The sequence below is a fragment of the Streptomyces sp. NPDC005898 genome (genome assembly GCF_040629635.1).
Lineage (GTDB): Bacteria > Actinomycetota > Actinomycetes > Streptomycetales > Streptomycetaceae > Streptomyces.
Map to the genome: position 1 here is coordinate 412,585 of NZ_JBEXWC010000003.1, position 16,506 is coordinate 429,090.

Annotated in this window: 16 protein-coding genes; 9 read left to right on the forward strand and 7 right to left on the reverse strand. The window is 70.3% G+C overall.

All coding sequences use genetic code 11. From position 1 onward, the window contains the following. Positions 1–42: 42 nt before the first annotated feature. Together ABZ385_RS07190 and ABZ385_RS07195 are read right to left on the reverse strand one after the other, a co-directional pair. Positions 43–966 (reverse strand): DUF6397 family protein, encoded by a 924-nt coding sequence (locus ABZ385_RS07190; protein ID WP_358910229.1) that lies wholly within the window; start codon positions 964–966, stop codon positions 43–45. Positions 967–1,140: 174 nt separating this feature from the next. Further along, positions 1,141–1,554 carry a roadblock/LC7 domain-containing protein gene (locus tag ABZ385_RS07195; RefSeq protein ID WP_358696418.1) on the reverse strand — a complete coding sequence of 138 codons (414 nt, stop codon included), beginning with the start codon at positions 1,552–1,554 and terminating at the stop codon, positions 1,141–1,143. Positions 1,555–1,646: 92 nt separating this feature from the next. Between ABZ385_RS07195 and ABZ385_RS07200 the strand changes: the two genes are divergently transcribed. After that, positions 1,647–2,075 carry a PPOX class F420-dependent oxidoreductase gene (locus ABZ385_RS07200; RefSeq protein ID WP_358696417.1) on the forward strand — a complete coding sequence of 143 codons (429 nt, stop codon included), beginning with the start codon at positions 1,647–1,649 and terminating at the stop codon, positions 2,073–2,075. 134 nt (positions 2,076–2,209) lie between these two features. Beyond that, complete coding sequence (locus tag ABZ385_RS07205) at positions 2,210–2,809, forward strand: class I SAM-dependent methyltransferase (protein WP_358910231.1); 600 nt, start codon at positions 2,210–2,212, stop codon at positions 2,807–2,809. A gap of 77 nt (positions 2,810–2,886) precedes the next feature. On the opposite strand, the gene ABZ385_RS07210 is transcribed toward ABZ385_RS07205, so the two are convergent. Further along, complete coding sequence (locus tag ABZ385_RS07210; RefSeq protein WP_358910296.1) at positions 2,887–3,645, reverse strand: alpha/beta hydrolase; 759 nt, start codon at positions 3,643–3,645, stop codon at positions 2,887–2,889. A 137-nt stretch (positions 3,646–3,782) separates the two neighbouring features. Here ABZ385_RS07210 and ABZ385_RS07215 point away from each other — a divergent pair, with 137 nt between their 5' ends. Beyond that, positions 3,783–4,316, forward strand: coding sequence for a PadR family transcriptional regulator (locus tag ABZ385_RS07215; RefSeq protein WP_358696412.1), 534 nt, complete (start codon positions 3,783–3,785; stop codon positions 4,314–4,316). Here the strand turns inward: ABZ385_RS07215 and ABZ385_RS07220 are convergent. Next, a complete protein-coding gene (locus tag ABZ385_RS07220; RefSeq protein WP_358910233.1) occupies positions 4,293–5,198 on the reverse strand; it encodes an oxygenase MpaB family protein in 906 nt (301 codons plus the stop codon). The genes ABZ385_RS07215 and ABZ385_RS07220 overlap by 24 nt on opposite strands. Before the next feature lie 114 nt (positions 5,199–5,312). Here ABZ385_RS07220 and ABZ385_RS07225 point away from each other — a divergent pair, with 114 nt between their 5' ends. Both ABZ385_RS07225 and ABZ385_RS07230 read left to right on the forward strand, forming a co-directional pair. Beyond that, entirely contained in the window at positions 5,313–5,639 is a 327-nt protein-coding gene (locus ABZ385_RS07225) for a hypothetical protein (protein ID WP_358583376.1), read from the forward strand. Positions 5,640–5,739: 100 nt separating this feature from the next. Then, entirely contained in the window at positions 5,740–6,600 is an 861-nt protein-coding gene (locus ABZ385_RS07230) for a hypothetical protein (protein WP_358910235.1), read from the forward strand. 79 nt (positions 6,601–6,679) lie between these two features. On the opposite strand, the gene ABZ385_RS07235 is transcribed toward ABZ385_RS07230, so the two are convergent. Together ABZ385_RS07235 and ABZ385_RS07240 are read right to left on the reverse strand one after the other, a co-directional pair. Further along, entirely contained in the window at positions 6,680–6,862 is a 183-nt protein-coding gene (locus ABZ385_RS07235) for a hypothetical protein (protein WP_358583373.1), read from the reverse strand. Positions 6,863–7,008: 146 nt separating this feature from the next. Further along, positions 7,009–8,064, reverse strand: a complete 1,056-nt coding sequence (locus ABZ385_RS07240) for an acyl-CoA desaturase (protein ID WP_358910237.1) — start codon at positions 8,062–8,064, stop codon at positions 7,009–7,011. Between the two features lie 251 nt (positions 8,065–8,315). On the opposite strand from ABZ385_RS07240, the gene ABZ385_RS07245 reads away from it, so the two are divergent. Together ABZ385_RS07245 and ABZ385_RS07250 are read left to right on the forward strand one after the other, a co-directional pair. Continuing rightward, positions 8,316–11,195 carry a DEAD/DEAH box helicase gene (locus ABZ385_RS07245; RefSeq protein WP_358910239.1) on the forward strand — a complete coding sequence of 960 codons (2,880 nt, stop codon included), beginning with the start codon at positions 8,316–8,318 and terminating at the stop codon, positions 11,193–11,195. Then, complete coding sequence (locus ABZ385_RS07250; protein WP_358910241.1) at positions 11,192–12,532, forward strand: SWF or SNF family helicase; 1,341 nt, start codon at positions 11,192–11,194, stop codon at positions 12,530–12,532. The genes ABZ385_RS07245 and ABZ385_RS07250 overlap by 4 nt, the downstream gene beginning before the upstream one ends. A gap of 155 nt (positions 12,533–12,687) precedes the next feature. On the opposite strand, the gene xylA is transcribed toward ABZ385_RS07250, so the two are convergent. After that, entirely contained in the window at positions 12,688–13,854 is a 1,167-nt protein-coding gene (xylA, locus tag ABZ385_RS07255) for a xylose isomerase (RefSeq protein WP_358696361.1), read from the reverse strand. A gap of 123 nt (positions 13,855–13,977) precedes the next feature. Here xylA and xylB point away from each other — a divergent pair, with 123 nt between their 5' ends. Together xylB and ABZ385_RS07265 are read left to right on the forward strand one after the other, a co-directional pair. After that, positions 13,978–15,432, forward strand: a complete 1,455-nt coding sequence (gene xylB / locus ABZ385_RS07260; protein ID WP_358910243.1) for a xylulokinase — start codon at positions 13,978–13,980, stop codon at positions 15,430–15,432. 462 nt (positions 15,433–15,894) lie between these two features. Beyond that, positions 15,895–16,494 (forward strand): peptidoglycan recognition family protein, encoded by a 600-nt coding sequence (locus tag ABZ385_RS07265; protein WP_358583362.1) that lies wholly within the window; start codon positions 15,895–15,897, stop codon positions 16,492–16,494. The last annotated feature ends 12 nt before the right edge of the window (positions 16,495–16,506 follow it).

Genomic DNA, 16,506 nt, shown 5'->3' on the forward strand with positions numbered 1-16,506 from the left:
ACGGTTCGGCCCTGGCGACGCGGGTGACGTCGCGCCGTGAGCCTAGGTACGTCTGCGACGCAACCATGTCAGCAGGCCCCGGCTCTCCTGGACCGGCACGTCGACCACGGCATCCGTCGGCGGCTCGCGTTCTTCGGTGGAAGCCCGCGGTTCATCCGCGGGCCGTGGCGCGGGCCGGGGCGCCGGGCGGAGTGAGCGGGCCTGCATGAGGCCGATCAGCAGGCTGGAGCGCAGCCAACGGATCTCGTCCGGGTCATCCGCGGTCGTGATCCTCTCGACGATGCGCGCCACGGGTGAATCCGCTGCTCCCTGGGAGCGCGGTGCGGGTTTGAGCCGGTTGAGGTAGGCGCGTTCGTACGGATCGCTGACGATCTCCGCGGTCTGCGCCGGATCGAGCAGGGAGGCCATGGCCGCGACGCGCTCCCACGGGTCCTCGGACTGCCGCAGCAGGAAGTCCGCGTACCTGCCGCGCCAGTTGCGCGCCCTGAGGTCCTGCCCCTCTTCGAGCTGTGCGCGCAACGGTCCCGGCAGACGCCTCGTGAGGAGGTCGGCATTGGCTTCAGCCTCGACGAACTGCCGTAGCTCCTGGGCGAGGTAGAGCCAGACGACCGCTCGGTACCTGTTCAGGTAGAACTTGACCGGCGTCAGAGCGCCGACGCGGGCGAGCCGGGTGAAGCGGGCCGGGCTGATGTCCATCATGTCCGCGCCCTCGGTGGTGCCCACGGCTCTGACGCTCTCGCGCAGCGCCTCGGGAAAGCCTTCCCCACCCCGTACTCGGGCGATCTCCTCGCGGGTGACCCGGCGCTGACCGCCGGCCCCGTCCCCCAAGGTACGAATGCGCCCCAGCATGACCGCGAGGTCGAACTCGCCGCGCTTGAGACCCAGCTCCCTCGCGGCGCCGTTCAACGTGAACGACGGCCGAGCGGCCGAAGCCGTGGTCGGCTGCGTGATGGTGTCACCTGTCATCGTGCTGCTCCCCCGTGAGACGTGATTGCTCTCGGGAAAAACCGTAGCCCGATCACCACGACCTTCGCTGAGCCTGTGGATAACTCTTGTCGTGGCGGCGTCAGGCCTGGATCGTGGCAGCGTCAAGCCTGGGTCGTGGCAGTGTCAGGCCTGGTCAGAGGCCCACGACGCCGATCAAAGGTCCACGCTCGGCGTGCGCTCCGGGTGGCGGGCCCCCACGCCAAGGTGCTCCCCGACACGGTTCACGAGGAGCGTCATCTCGTAGGCGACCTGGCCGATGTCCGCCTCGGCGGAGCTGAGGACGCACAGGCAGCTGCCGTCGCCCGCCGCGGTCACGAAGAGGACCGCGTCATCGAACTCGATCATGGTCTGGCGGACATTGCCGGCGCGGAAGTGGCGCCCCGACCCTTTGGCGAGGCTGTGGAGTCCCGAGGAGACCGCGGCCAAGTGCTCCGCGTCCTCGCGCTCCAGGTCCGAACTCGCACCTGTCACCAGCCCGTCGTTGGACAGCACCAGCGCATGGCGCACATGTTCCATCCGTCGCGTCAGGTCGTCCAGCAGCCAGCCAAGCCCCGTGCTCTGCCCCATGGTCCCGTCTCCCCGTGTCCGCTCCCCCTGGCCGGAGGATCTGACCTGCCAGCCTTCCCCACGACCGGCGCCCCGGCAAGCATGATGGGGACATGGCACAGAAGATGACCGATGAACAGTGGCGGGACTTCGTCTCGCACGGCACCCGAACCGGCAAGCTCTCGACCGTCAGAGCGGACGGCGCCCCGCATATCGCACCGATCTGGTTTCTGCTCGACGGTGATGACCTGGTGTTCAACACCGGCAAGGAAACGGTCAAGGGACGAAACCTGGCCCGCGATGGGCGCGTGGCCCTGTGCGTGGACGACGACCGGCCGCCGTTCGCGTTCGTCGTTCTGCAGGGCCACGCCGAATTGATCGAGGACATCGACCAGGTGCGGCATTGGGCCACTCGGCTCGGCGCGCGGTACATGGGTGAGGAACGCGCCGAGGAGTTCGGCAAGCGCAACGGCGTCCCCGGCGAACTCCTGGTGCGCGTGACGATCGACAAGGTGCTCGCATACGCCGACGTCTCCGACTGAGTCGGCGCACCGACGAGGTCAGCGCACCGAGCCGAGCAGCCTGGCGGCATGCACCCGGCGGCCCTGACCGCTCGCGTCATGCTCGAACGAGTGCACCCCACGCGTGCACGGTTCCTTGAGGGATCATGGCTCGCATGAGCGATGACCCGACACAGGTCCAGGACTTCTTCACGGCCCGCGCCGCCGATTGGGACGCCCGCTTCCCCGATGACGGCCCCGCCTACCGGGCCGCTGTCGCCGAACTGGGCCTTCGTCCGGGGGCGCGGGTACTCGACGCGGGCTGCGGCACCGGACGCGCCCTCCCACCTCTGAGGGAGGCCGTGGGCCCCACGGGGGTCGTCCTCGGCGCCGATCTGACGCCCGCCATGCTGGAGGCCGCGAGGCGGGCGGGCAGGGACCGCGCCGGGCAGCTCCTGCTCGCCGACGTGGAGCGCCTGCCGCTGCGCACCGGGTCATTCGACGCCGTCTTCGGTGCCGGGCTGATCTCACACCTGCCGCGTCCGGCGGAGGATCTGCGGGAGTTGCGGCGCGTGGTGCGCCCCGGGGGCCTGCTCGCCCTCTTCCATCCCATCGGCCGGGCCGCGCTCGCGGCCCGGCAGGGACGGCAGATCACCCCGGACGATCTGCGGGCGGAAGCCCGACTCGGCCCGCTCCTCGCCGGTTCCGGCTGGCGCATGACGTCGTACGTCGACGAGGATGCCCGCTTCCTCGCCCTGGCCGCACGAGAGGGCTGAGCCCGCCCGGCGCTCGGGCCCGCGTCAGGCCCCGCCTTCCGGTCTGGTGCGGATGTTCGGCGCATCGAGGACGACAGTCAGGAACGGCCGGCGACCACGGCGGCGAACGCCTCGGCGTTGTCGAACATGACGTTGTGCCCCGCTCCGGGAGCGGTCACCAGCCGTACTCCGGACGCCGTCAGTGCGTCCCGTCCGGGGAGGTCCCCGGACGCCGCGCCCTGCACGTAGACGCGGTCCATGGGCAGCGCCATCAGCATGCGGCGCATCGTGGGCCTCGTCCCGGCCGTGAGACCGACCGCGCTTCGGTGCAGGGCCCGAGGGTCGGTGAGCCGCATGGTGGCCGCCCAGGTGGGTCCCACCTTCTCCAGCACGCGCGTGTAGCCGCCGCCGTTGACGAAGTCCTCCTCCGTGTACGTGGCGATGCCGCTGCTGGCCGCCGTCAACGGCGGGTCGGGGTCCAGATTGGCCTCGGTGAGGACCAGGCGCGACACCAGTTCGGGGCGCCGATGTGCGAGCACGATGGCGACGGCGCCGCCCATGCTGTGCGCGATGATCTCCGCCTCCGCGACCCGAGCCTCGTCAAGAACCATGGCCAACGCTTCCGCGTGGTCGTCGAGCGTATAACCGAAGTCGGCGGGCCGGTCACTGATGCCGTGACCGGGGAGGTCCACGAACAACGAGCGTCGGCCTGCCAGTTCGGGTCTGGCGGCGATGTGGGCGTGATAGACGGTCGACGCCGAACCGAGACCGTGGACGTACACCCGTGCCGGTTCGGCCCCGTCGACCTCCGTCCATCGCAGAATGCTGCCCTGTGCGTCGAAGCGCACCTCACGCATGGCCATGGCCGCCCTTCGCCCTTCCGTTCATCCCTGACGGTGCTCGTCCGTCACGAGCCACCGACAATACATCGTCACCGATGTATTGCGTATGTGATGTACACCGGGTGGAGCTGGGGTGCGGCAGAATGCTGGCCATGCTCGAACTGGCCATCCTCGGTTTTCTCCATGACTCCGCCCTGCACGGCTATGAGCTGCGCAAGCGGATCAACGCGCTGACCGGGCACGTGCGGCCCGTCCCGGAGAGCACTCTGTACCCCGCCATCAAACGGCTGGAGAAGGCGGGCCTCCTCGCCCGCGAGACGCAACCAGGTGCCGTCGCGGCGCCGCGACATGTCCTCACTCTCACATCGGACGGCAGGCAGGAGCTCCGCAACCGGCTCGCGGACCCGGCGCGGGGGGACATCACCGACGAGAACCGCTGGTTCACGCTTCTCGCCTTCCTGCGCCATCTGGACGACGAGACGGCCCAAGCCGCGGTGCTGCGCAGGCGGTTGGCGTTTCTGGAGGAGCCGGCGAGCTTCTTCTATGACGGAGATCGGCCGCTGCGCGCGGAGGAACTCGACGACCCCTTCCGGCGCGGCATTCTGCAGATCGCTCGCGCGACCAGCCTGGCGGAACTCACCTGGCTGCGCGAAACCTTGGCGTCACTCGGCGGGGGCGGCCGCTGACCTGCCCTGATGCGGGACCGGACATCCGCGGAGGCCCGGCACGGGGAACGACCCGAGCTCGGAGACCTCGTACCCCTCGGGATAGCCCTTGATCTCCCGGTTCTGTCGGGCGTAGCGCGGCGTGCTCCGCGGCGGCATCAGCCGTACGGCGCGTCCACGCAGTCGCACGCCGCCCCTGACCAGTGAGCGAACGACCGCACTCGGCTGTTCGTAGCGGAACGCGCGCAACAGGGGCTCGTCCAGCAGGGCGAGGGTCGCGGAGCGCAACACGGGCGCCAGGGGGCGGGGGTACCAGGACGCCATCAGGGCGAGGGTCGCGTCGGACACCTCACGCGCCCCTTGGTCCCAGCCGAAGTGGGCCTCTTCGTAGTCATCGAGGCAGCGTTCGAACTCCTCGTACGAGGCCGGGATTTCCTTGATCCCCATGTGCTGCCCGAGGGTGCGGTAGTACACGGCGGCGGCAGCCGTCTCATGGCGCGAGAGTCTGCGCCAGCCGTAGGAGTCGATCCACCGCTTGGGCATGACCACGAACGTGCACAGTACGTAGCGCATGTCATCGTTGCTGATGTCGTAGCTGCGGTGCATCTGGTTGATGCGGCGGATCGCCGTGCGGCCCTCGTCACTGCCGAATCCGTGCTCCACTACGGCGTCGAGGAGCAGCGCCGTGTCGTCGTACCTCTTCTGTGTACGGTCCGTCAGTTCGGCTGTCGCCGCCAGCAGTCGGCCGATACTGGGCACCGCATAGGTGCGGTACAGGGCCAGTTCGAGTGCACGCGTGTAGTCCCACGGGAACTCGAGGGTCGCGGTGAGCCGGTAGATCTCGAGGTGGTCCCGCTCCGGGTCGAGGCGCCTGATCTGCCTGAGCCGCTCGAAACGCTTCACCGCGTGGTCCCCCTTCTGCGACCGGAGTACTCACTCTACGTTGGTGAGGGACACCGCAGAGAGCAACGAGGAAAGTCATTCCGGGGGCAGCCGTTCCGGGGGAAGGTCGTCCATATGTTTGCCAGGTTCCGCAAGTACTTGCCCGCTGGCAAGCGGGGCGTCGGGGAACGCGCGCCGGCGCCGAGCAAGCGCCGACGCCCGCACAATCTCTTCGAAGCGGCCGCCGTGTACGTGGCGGCCTGCGCCGAGGACGATCAGGACGAGATGGACGAGGCCACGGGGTGGGTCTCTCCGGAGGCGCTGTCTTTCGGCGTCAGCGAACTCGCGTGCCGGGCCGTCATCGCCCTCGCGAGGGAACGCGACGAGTCCCCCCGAGAGGTGGCTCGTACGCTGCTGGGTCTGCCGCGTCCTGAGTCGTCGCCCGCTCCCCACGAGACGTAACGGGACAGGCGTCCGGTGATTCTCCTGACCGTCCACCCCTCGACGGTTTCCGGGGCGACTGGTTAGGGTGCGCCGACGGATCAAGCGAAGGGAGGCCGGCATGCCTGGGACGGACGACGCTGTCGTCGCCGATGACGACGCGCTGTACGTGCTGACGGCGGTGCTCCTGACGCCCGCGAAGTTCCCCAGCGTGCTGGGCGACGACTATCCGGAGGCCTGTGCGGCGCTCGGTCTGGCGCCGCTCGCCGCCGGTTACGGGTTGGTGCTCGGCCAGGACGGTGGCGGGGCGCGGTGGACGGTCGTCGTCGACGACGTTTCTCTCGTCGCCGTGGCGATCGCCTCCTGGGACTGCGGGATGGAGTACGACCTGTCCCCCGAGGAGCACACCGTCGTGGCCGCGCTGCCCGGGTGGCCTCTCGCGGTCGCTGTCGCGGCGCCCGGCGTGCCCGCTCCACACGACCCTGAACCCGACTCCAGGTGCGAGGGACGACAGCCACTCGCTCCGCCGCGAGCCGACGGCTGGGGCCCGGCTCAGCGGCGGTTCGGCGCCGACGAGATAGCCCTGCAGTGGGCGAAGTGGCGGGAGCAGGTCGATGATGCCGACTTCTCGGATGATGCCGGTATTGCGGAAGGTGTCGGCTTCACATCGGACGGGGCCCCGGGCGTCACATCGGCGGAAGCCTGCGAGGCGCCGATGACTGGTGTCCGACGTGTCCTCACCGAGGCCCGCGCCTATCTGGAGACTCCGCCGCCCTTGGGTCGGGTGCGCTCGTCCTTCGCCTCGGGGGACGCCCGCACGTTGCGCGCCGACGGTCCCGGCTGGTCGATGGTCGCCAGAACCGACGACATCGCGTTCGTCCTTCTGGACGAGGAGCCCGGCGAGGTGCTGCCGGTGGGTCGTGGGCCGGCGCTTCCCGCGCTCCTGGAGGCCCTCGACGAGATGGCGGTCCGTCCCGCCTGAGCACCGTCGACGGCCCGACGTGAGGAGTGTCCGCGCCCGGTCATCGGGCTGGCTCCGCGGTGGACTCGGCGGTCCGGTCTCAGCGGCCGAGCTCCCTGCGTCTGGCACGACGCAGCCTGCGCCGCTGCCCCGGGTCGAGTGCCAGATAGGCGGCCACGGGGACTCCGAGCACGATCAGGAGTGCGGCCCACCAGGGCAGCCAGAACAGCATGATGAGCCCGGCCGCGACACCACCCGCGGCAATCTTCGCGTTCCTCGACATGCCCGTCGCCTCCTTCGCGGCTGGTGCCGCTCTCTGTCTGGAAGAACGGCGCCGGTGGCACCGCGGTTCCTGATCGCGACCCTGAGAGACCCTGAGAGACTGCTGAGTCGCCCCCCTACTGGTTGCCGACACCACGCCCGGTCGCCCTATTCGACCCGCAGGGGCTCGCCGACTTCGTACATGTGGCGCAGCACCTGACGGTAGGAGTCGACGAAGCCGGCCTCCGCGTAGGACATGCCGGCCGCGGCGCAGTATGCGCGTACCACGGGCTGGGCGAGTCGCAGATGAGGGCGGGGCATGCTGGGAAACAGGTGGTGCTCGATCTGGTAGTTGAGTCCGCCGAGGAACCAGTCGGTGAGCAGACCACCGCGGACGTTGCGCGAGGTGAGGACCTGGCGGCGCAGGTGGCCCCAGCGCTCCCCGTCCGGGTCGGGCATCTCCATGCCCTTGTGATTGGGTGCGAAGGCGAGTCCGAGGTGCAGGCCGAACAGTGCCTGGTGGATGGCGGCGAAGGCGAGCGCGTGCCCCAGAGGCATGGTGACGAGCAGCAAGGTCACGTAGCCGGCCAGGTGGGCGACGAGGAGCACTCCTTCCACGGCACGCTCGCGCGGGGGCTGGCGCCGAAGGTCCTGGAAGCCGTAGATCTTCATGGCGACGCCCTGGAGGAGCGTCAGCGGGAAGAAGAGCCAGGCCTGGTTGCGCGTGAGCCAGCGGCGGAATCCGACACGCAGACGTGCCTGTCTGGTGGTCCAGACGAGGACGTCCGCCGCGACGTCGGGGTCCTTGTCGACATGGTTGGGGTTGGCGTGATGTCTGTTGTGCTTGTCGTTCCACCAGGCGGAGCTCATCCCGAGCAGTAGATTGCCGTGCACGAGACCGAGGACACGGCTGACGGATCGGTTGCCGGTTATCTGTGAATGCCCCGCGTCATGGCCGATGAATGCCGTGCGGGCGCAGAGGACGGACAGCACGGGCGCAAGCAGCAGCACCCACCACGAGGCTCCGATGACGAACATCCCGGCACCCACGGCCAGCAGCGCCAGGGTGTTGGCCGTGATGGTGCGCGTGTACCAGCCGACACGTCGGCTCAGAAGGCCCTGCTCCTTGACAGTGCGCAGAAGGGGGGCGAATTCGCTTCCGGCGGGTTGCTCGCCGACGCCGGCCGTGGGGCGTTCCGCGAGTGCTGCTGCGGCTTGGGGCATGGGCGGGTCTCCGGTATCCGAGACGACAGGGGCTGACCTCTGAAACGTACGGATCGGGGGCCTTCCGCAACTATGGCGCCACCACCCACGTTCGCCGGGGGGCCAGCACCATGGGTCAGGGGGGTTGGCCCCACCCCCCTGAGAGGAGATGTGACGGGGAACACCATTCGATGCGGGCCGAGGGCGGCTCGAGTCCTGTACTCTCGGCCGCTCCGGTCTCAGTAGTCAAATTTGAGGAATGCCCCATCGCTGTGCACAGGATCCCTGCCATTCCCCTCTCCGAGGTCTCCGAACTGTCGCACTGTTCCGTGCTCTTCGTGCCCGGCGACCCCGCCCGCGGGGGCCGCATGGCCTTCTGGCGCCCTGATGGCACCGAACCGCCTTCGGTCGTCGGGGGCGCCTTCGAGGAAGTGGATGTCGCCGTCCCCGGGGGCGAGGACATCGAACTCAGCACGGTGCCCGCGGTCCTGCTTCCCATGCGTGCCGCGCTGCCGGTCCTCACCCGCGCGCGTGCCGCATCGGGATCGCACCCGACGGCTGCCTTCTGGGGGGCGGCAGGCGTCCTCGCACTGCAACTCGCTGCTCGTGGACTGTTGTTGCCCGGCCTGACTCCCGGCGACCACGACTCCTGGCGTGCCGGTCCGCTGGGGACCGCGGATCTGCAGCGGCTGCGCGAGCTCGCCGCGGCGATGCCGCCGGCCGCTCACGCCCTGCCGCTGGACTCCGCCGTACCGCTGCGGCTGCCCGAGCCCGAGAGCCTGCTGCGCCGGTTCCTCGACGCGGTCGCCGACACTCTGCCACGCTCCCCCGCCGCGCCGTCGGCCGCCGGCGGACCCGTGTTCGCCGCCAGGGAGCCGCAACACGTACCCGAACAGCGGGCCTGGGCCGCCGATGTGGCGGCGGGCCATGACGCCGGTGTGCGGATCTCCCTGCGGGTGGAGATCCCCGGGCTCGTCTCGGTCACCGAGGACGGCACCCGTCTGCCGTTCCGCGCCGTGCTGCAACTGCACAGCGTCAGCGATCCCGGGCTCGTCGCGGACACCGCTGAGGTGTGGGCCGGTGCCGGAGCCACGGGGCAGGCCTTCGGACCGCGAGCACGCATGGACACGCTCCTCGCGCTGCGGCGCGCCACGCGCGCGTGGCCCCCACTCGCTCCACTGCTGTCGGCCACCGTGCCCGACGCGATCGAACTCGCCGACGAAGAGGTGACCGACCTTCTGGGCGGGGGCACTCGGATGCTCGCGGCCGCGGGCGTCGATGTGCACTGGCCGCGAGAGCTGGCCCGCAGTCTCACCGCGCGCGCCGTCATCGGTCCGCCGGACGGTGATCAGGACGGCGGCGAGAAGAGCCCGTTCAAGCCGTCCGCGGACACCCCCTCGTTCCTTTCCACGGAGGCACTGCTGGCGTTCAACTGGCGCTTCGCCCTGGGCGACCGGCAACTCACGCGTGACGAACTCGACCGCCTCGCCGAGGCGAACCGCCCCGTGGTCCGTCTGCGCGACCAGTGGGTACTCATCGACCCCGAGGAGGCGCGCCGCGCCCGCGACCGGCAGGACCGCAAGGTCACACCGATCGATGCCCTCGGCGCCGCACTCACCGGCACCACCGAGGTCGACGGCCGGCGCGTCGACGTGGAGCCGACGGGGTGGCTCGCCACGCTGCGCGAGCGGCTCGCGGACCCCGAGGGCATGGAGCCCGTCGGCCGGCCCGAGGCCCTCGCCGCGGAGCTTCGCGACTATCAGCTGCGCGGCCTGAACTGGCTCGCGCGCATGACGTCCCTCGGTCTCGGCGGCTGCCTCGCCGACGACATGGGCCTCGGCAAGACGATCACGCTGATCTCGCTGCATCTGCACCGCCAGACCCACGAGGACACGGCTGGCCCCACGCTGGTGGTCTGTCCGACGTCCCTCATGGGCAACTGGCAGCGCGAGATCGAGAAGTTCGCGCCCGGCACGCCGGTGCGACGGTTCCACGGCGCCCAGCGGGACCTGGAAGGACTCGCGGACGGCGAGTTCGTCCTGACCACGTACGGCACGATGCGGCTGGACACGGACCGGCTGGGCGGGACGGCCTGGGGCATGGTCGTCGCCGACGAGGCCCAGCACGTCAAGAATCCGTACTCGGCGACGGCCAGGCAACTGCGCGCCATCCAGGCACGCGCGCGCGTGGCGCTCACCGGCACCCCGGTGGAGAACAACCTCTCCGAGCTGTGGGCCATCCTCGACTGGACGACTCCGGGGTTGCTCGGAAAACTCGCGACCTTCCGGACGCGTTACGCCCAAGCCGTCGAGAGCGGCGCGGACCCTGGGGCCGCGGAGCGGCTCGGACAGCTGGTGCGTCCGTTCCTGCTCCGACGGCGCAAGTCGGACCCCGGGATCGCGCCGGAGCTCCCGCCGAAGACGGAGACCGATCGCGCGGTCTCGCTCAGCGCGGAGCAAGCGGGCCTCTACGAAGCCGTCGTGCGGGAGACACTCGCCGAGATCTCCGGGGCCGACGGGTTCGCGCGCCGGGGTCTGATCGTCAAGCTCCTCACGGGCCTCAAGCAGATCTGCAACCACCCCGCGCAGTACCTCAAGGAGGACGAGCCCAGGATTTCGGGCCGTTCCGGCAAGCTGGAGCTGCTCGACGAGTTGCTGGACACGATCCTCGCCGAGGGCGCGAGCGTGCTCGTCTTCACGCAGTACGTCCAGATGGCGCGGCTGATCGAGCGGCATCTGGCCGACCGTGGCATCCCCTCGCAGTTCCTCCACGGCGGCACGCCCGTCGGGACGCGTGAGGCGATGGTGCAGCGCTTCCAGGACGGAGAGGTTCCCGTCTTCCTGCTCTCCCTGAAGGCGGCGGGCACCGGGCTGAACCTCACCCGTGCCGAACATGTCGTGCATTACGACCGCTGGTGGAACCCCGCCGTTGAGGCGCAGGCCACCGACCGTGCGTACCGCATCGGGCAGACACAGCCGGTGCAGGTGCACCGGTTGATCGCGGAGGGCACCATCGAGGACCGCATCGCCGACATGCTGCTGCGCAAGCGGGAGTTGGCGGACGCCGTACTCGGCTCCGGAGAGGCCGCTCTGACCGAGCTGACCGACGCCGAACTGTCCGATCTGGTCGAGCTGCGAGGGGGGACCCGATGAGCGACATCCATGACGAGGAGTACGCGTACGGGGATGGGCGCGCCGGAGCGGTGACGGGTGCTCGTGATCCTGGAGCGGCGGACGAGCGCACGTTCGAAGCCATGCCGCCCGCGCGCGGGCAGGGCTTCGCACAAACATGGTGGGGCCAGGCCTGGCTGAAGGCGCTCGAGGACACCGCCCTCGACTTGGGCCAGTTGAAAGCGGGACGCCGGTTGGCACGCGCGGGCGCGGTGGGTGCGGTCTCGGTGCGGCCGGGCCGGATCACCGCGGTCGTGCAGGACCGCGACGGCACACCGCACCGCTCCGATGTGCTGCTCCAGGAGTTGAGCGCGGAGGAGTGGGATCGCTTCCTGGCGATGGCCGTCGAGCAGGCCGGACACATCGCGGCACTCCTGGACCGTGACATGCCGCCGCACCTGGTGGAGGACTCCTCGGCCGCCGGTGTCGAACTCCTGCCCGGCATCGGGGACCTGGAGGCGGAGTGCGACTGCGAGGCGTGGGACCACTGCGGGCACACGGCCGCGCTCTGCTACCAGGTCGCGCGGCTGCTCGACCAGGATCCCTTCGTGCTGCTGCTGATGCGGGGCCGCGGGGAACGCGAACTCCTGGACGCGCTCCACGTGCGCAGCGCCGGGCGCACCGATGCCCCGGAGCACCCTGAGGAGCACCAGGATGCCGCTCCAGAGGGCGTCAGCGCCGCGGAGGCGTACGCGGACGGCGCCATCCTGCCACCGCTTCCCGAGCTGCCCGCGGCGCCCTCCGGGCCGGGATCGCCGCCGGCGCTCGACACGGAGACGGAGCCCGCAGCGGGCCTCGACGTGGCCGCGGTCGAGTTCCTTGCGGCACAGGCGGCCGCCGAGGCGTGCCGGATGCTGACTGACGCGCTCGTGCCCGGTCACGAGGGACACCCTGTCGAGGAGGAGTTGTCGGTGAGCGAGGACGCCGTGCGCCTGGCCGCGGCTGCTCCGGGGCCGACGGTCGAGGCGCGGTTGGCGGAGGTGTCGGAGCGCGGGCCGGACGGTCTCGCGCTCGCGGTCCGGGCCTGGCGGTACGGGGGTCGCGCCGCGCTGCACATACTTGAACAGGAGTGGACGCCCGAGGGGGATGCGCTGGCACGCGCGCGTGCCGCGCTGGAAGCTGCGTGGGACGAGGGCGAGCGCCCGCGGTTGCAGGCCGCCCGCAACCGGTGGACCGTGGTGGGCTTCGCTCAACTGCGCCATGGGCCCGACGGTCGTTGGTGGCCCTACCGCGAGGAACGCGGCCGCTGGGTCCCGGCGGGGCCGGCGGCCCACGATCCGGCGACCGCTCTGGCCGTGGCGAGCGAGACGAGTACGTAGGAAGGGCGGCTGGCGGACAGGGGCGTGGAGACGTCGGTGACGTACGTAGGACTGTCGCACCCCTACTGAGCCCAAGGATCCCGAGGCAACGCCCGGATGTGCGGTGGCCGCAAGGCCCCCGCACATCCGGACTCTCGGCCTCACACGTCCTGGCCTCAGCCCCGCACGCCCAGGAGGTGGTCCATGGCCAGCTGGTCGAGGTGCTCGAAGGCCATCCCGCGCGCGGCGGCCGCCTCCACGTCGAAGGTCTCGTAGGCGCCTTGGTCCGCGAGCAGTCCGGCGAGCCCGTCGTCCGCCGTGGGGAGCGCCAGCTCGTCCAGGCGCGACGCCCTCAAGGCCTCGCGTACCTCGGGATCGGCGCGGAAGGCGGCGGCCCGCTCCCGCAGGATCAGGTAGTTGCGCATGCAGCCGGCGGCCGAGGCCCACACTCCCTCGGGGTCCTCCGTACGGGGCGGCTTGAAGTCGAAGTGCCGCGGCCCCTCGTAACCACCCCTCTCCAGGACGTCCACCAGCCAGAAGGCGCTGCGCAGGTCCCCGGCGCCGAACCGCAGGTCCTGGTCGTACTTGATGCCGGTCTGGCCATTGAGGTCGATGTGGAAGAGCTTGCCCGCCCACAGCGCTTGGGCGATGGAGTGCGGGAAGTTGAGTCCCGCCATCTGCTCGTGGCCCACTTCGGGGTTGACGCCGAACAGTTCGGGCCGCTCCAGGCGCTCGATGAAGGCGAGGGCGTGTCCCACCGTCGGCAGCAGGATGTCGCCGCGCGGCTCGTTCGGTTTCGGCTCGATCGCGAACTTGATGTCGTACCCCTGCGAGGTGGCGTACTCGGCGAGCAGGTCGAAGGCCTCCTTCATCCGGTCCAGCGCGTCGCGGACATCCTTCGCGGCCCCGGACTCGGCTCCTTCCCGGCCGCCCCACGCGACGTAGGTGCGCGCGCCCAACTCAACCGCGAGGTCGATGTTGCGCATCGTCTTGCGCAGGGCGTATCGGCGCACGTCACGGTCGTTGGCGGTGAACGCCCCGTCCTTGAAGACGGGGTGGGTGAAGAGGTTTGTGGTCGCCATCGGTACGACCAGGCCGGTCGCGTCGAGGGCCTGCCGGAAGCGCTTGATGTGGCCTTCGCGTTCCGCGTCGGTCGAGGCGAACGGGATCAGGTCGTCGTCGTGGAATGTCACTCCGTAGGCGCCCAGTTCGGCCAGATGGCGCACCGTGTCGGCCGGGTCGAGTGCTGACCGGGTGGCGTCCCCGAACGGGTCACGCCCCTGCCAGCCGACAGTCCACAGGCCGAAGCTGAACTTGTCCTCTGGAGTGGGCCGGTAGTTCATGTGTGGCTCCCTCGACTATTTCGTCATGTCACTTTACAAATTAGTATCCGGGGGCCTCGCTGGGAAGGTCGGTGGGAAGAATCTTCGGGGCAGGCCCCGGAGAGCCACAGGAACGGAGACGTCATGTCATCAGCGCCATCAGCTCAGGGACCTCTTGTCGTCGGCGTGGACAGTTCGACGCAGTCCACGAAGGTGCTGGTCGTCGACGCGGCCACCGGCCAGGTCGTGGCGAGCGGCCAGGCACCGCACCGGGTCAGCTCGGGCGAGGGGCGTGAGAGCGATCCCCGGGAGTGGTGGGAGGCGCTGTGCGCGGCACTGGGGCAGTGCGGGCCCGTGGCCCGGGAGGCCACCGCGGTGTCGGTCGCGGGCCAGCAGCACGGGCTGGTCACGCTGGGCAAGGACGGTGCACCGGTGCGCCCCGCGCTCCTGTGGAACGACGTGCGCTCCGCCGCACAGGCACGAACCCTCTTGGAGCGGTTCGGTGGTCCCAAGGAGTGGGCCGATCGGGTCGGGAGTGTTCCTGGGCCTTCCTTCACCGTGACGAAGTGGGCCTGGCTCACCGAGCACGAGCCGGCGGCCGCGCGCGCCACGGCCGCCGTGCGCCTGCCCCACGACTACCTCACGGAACGCCTCACCGGACTCGCCACCACGGACCGCGGCGACGTCTCGGGGACCGGGTGGTGGGCGTCGGCTCCGGAGACCTACGACGAGGAAATTCTCGGCATGGTGGGCCTCGATCCGGCGCTGCTGCCCCGGGTCGCGCGTCCCGGCGAGATCGTCGGCACCGTACGTGGCGACAGTGCGCTGCCGTTCTCCAAGGGGACGCTGGTCGCTCCCGGTACCGGTGACAACGCGGCGGCCGCGCTGGGCCTCGGCCTGCGTCCCGGCACGCCGGTGCTGAGCCTGGGCACGTCGGGCACGGTGTACGCGGTCTCGGAACGCCGCCCCTCGGACCCGACCGGCACGGTGGCGGGGTTCGCGGACGCGCGTGGTGCGTGGCTTCCGCTGGCCTGCACCCTCAACTGCACGCTGGCCGTCGACCGGGTGGCGGCGTTGCTGCGCCTGGACCGCGAGGCGGTGGAACCGGGGGGCACCGTCACGCTGCTGCCCTACCTGGACGGTGAGCGGACGCCGGACCTCCCCCACGCCTCTGGGATGGTGCACGGCCTGCGGCACGACACGACGCCCGGGCAGTTGTTGCAGGCGGCGTACGACGGGGCCGTGCACTCACTGCTGGGCGCCCTCGACCTCGTCCTGGATGAGGACGCCGACCGCTCGTCGCCGCTCCTGCTCATCGGTGGCGGGGCGCGCGGTGCGGCTTGGCAGAACGCGGTCCGTCGCCTCTCCGGTCGCCCCGTGCAAGTGCCCCGAGCGCAGGAGCTTGTGGCCCTCGGCGCCGCCGCGCAAGCAGCCGGGGTCCTCACCGGCGAGGACCCCGGGGCGATCGCCCGGCGCTGGGGTACGGCCCATGGGCCCGTACTCGATCCGGTCGAGCGGGATGAGGCGGCGTTGGCGCGGATCTCCCGAGTGCTCTCCGATGCGGCGCCGCTGACGAAGGCGGTGCGGCAAGGGGAGTGATGCTCTTGACCGGTGGGATTGCCGTCGCCGGGGCCCGGGCCGGGGCGGCTGCCGTGGCCAGGCCGGCGCGGCTGCTGTGGCCGTCTTGGCCGTGGGAGCCGCCTTGGCCGTGGGAGCCGCCTTGGTCGCGAGATCCGTCCTGACTGCTAGAGCCGCCCTGGCCGCAGGAACCTCCCTGACCTCAGGAGCTACCGGCGCCACCCCGGCCACTCCAGTCACCGCGGCCACCGCGGCCACCGCGGCCACCGCAGAATGATCCTCTTGTCCCCCATACGGGTGGCCGAGATTTCCACAAATGCGCTGCCGTACACAGATGCGAGCTCTGCCCTTCCGTCTCAACCAGCGGGCGCCGTAACGTAATTCACGCGAGGCCGCGATCGGCCGACTGAGGTGACGGTGTCCCCCCACAGCCCGGGGAATTCGCGTCAGTCCAGCCGTTCCTCAATGAGAGGCAGGTCAGTCATGGATCGGACAAGACGCTTCCCCAGCAGGCGCCGACTGCTGCAAGGCGCCGCCGCGGCCGCCGTGCCCGCGACGCTCGTGCCCACCGCACGCGCGAGCGCCCAGGCTCTGTCGGTCGACTACCCCTTGGCCGAGTGGGTGCCGGCCAGTACGTCCAACTACACCGCTGCCAGCCGCCCGAGCACCTACCCCATCGACTACGTGGTCCTCCACGTCACGCAGGAGACGTACGCCGACACGCTCGCCATCTTCCAGAATCCCGCGAAGAAGGTGTCCGCCCACTATGTGGTCCGTTCCGGCGACGGTCACATCGCCCAGTGTGTCCGTGACCGCAATGTCGCTTGGCATGCGGGCAATTGGACGTACAACACGCGCAGTATCGGAGTCGAGCACGAGGGATGGATCGACAAGCCCCAGTACTTCACCAACGCGATGTACGAGCAGTCCGCCGCGCTGACCGCCGCCATCTGCTCGAAGTACGGCATTCCCAAGGACCGCGAGCACATCATCGGCCACTATCAGGTGCCGGGATCGGACCACACGGATCCGGGACCGTACTGGGACTGGTCGCGCTACATACGCCTCGTCAACTTTGCCTGAACGACAGAATGT

Excerpts from the sequence above, each read along its gene's own strand:
- ABZ385_RS07190 (WP_358910229.1), bottom strand. The coding sequence starts at position 966 with ATGACAGGTGACACCATCACGCAGCCGACCACGGCTTCGGCCGCTCGG.
- ABZ385_RS07195 (WP_358696418.1), bottom strand. The coding sequence starts at position 1,554 with ATGGGGCAGAGCACGGGGCTTGGCTGGCTGCTGGACGACCTGACGCGA.
- ABZ385_RS07200 (WP_358696417.1), top strand. The coding sequence starts at position 1,647 with ATGGCACAGAAGATGACCGATGAACAGTGGCGGGACTTCGTCTCGCAC.
- ABZ385_RS07205 (WP_358910231.1), top strand. The coding sequence starts at position 2,210 with ATGAGCGATGACCCGACACAGGTCCAGGACTTCTTCACGGCCCGCGCC.
- ABZ385_RS07210 (WP_358910296.1), bottom strand. The coding sequence starts at position 3,645 with ATGCGTGAGGTGCGCTTCGACGCACAGGGCAGCATTCTGCGATGGACG.
- ABZ385_RS07215 (WP_358696412.1), top strand. The coding sequence starts at position 3,783 with ATGCTCGAACTGGCCATCCTCGGTTTTCTCCATGACTCCGCCCTGCAC.
- ABZ385_RS07225 (WP_358583376.1), top strand. The coding sequence starts at position 5,313 with ATGTTTGCCAGGTTCCGCAAGTACTTGCCCGCTGGCAAGCGGGGCGTC.
- ABZ385_RS07230 (WP_358910235.1), top strand. The coding sequence starts at position 5,740 with ATGCCTGGGACGGACGACGCTGTCGTCGCCGATGACGACGCGCTGTAC.
- ABZ385_RS07235 (WP_358583373.1), bottom strand. The coding sequence starts at position 6,862 with ATGTCGAGGAACGCGAAGATTGCCGCGGGTGGTGTCGCGGCCGGGCTC.
- ABZ385_RS07240 (WP_358910237.1), bottom strand. The coding sequence starts at position 8,064 with ATGCCCCAAGCCGCAGCAGCACTCGCGGAACGCCCCACGGCCGGCGTC.
- ABZ385_RS07250 (WP_358910241.1), top strand. The coding sequence starts at position 11,192 with ATGAGCGACATCCATGACGAGGAGTACGCGTACGGGGATGGGCGCGCC.
- xylA (WP_358696361.1), bottom strand. The coding sequence starts at position 13,854 with ATGAACTACCGGCCCACTCCAGAGGACAAGTTCAGCTTCGGCCTGTGG.
- xylB (WP_358910243.1), top strand. The coding sequence starts at position 13,978 with ATGTCATCAGCGCCATCAGCTCAGGGACCTCTTGTCGTCGGCGTGGAC.
- ABZ385_RS07265 (WP_358583362.1), top strand. The coding sequence starts at position 15,895 with ATGGATCGGACAAGACGCTTCCCCAGCAGGCGCCGACTGCTGCAAGGC.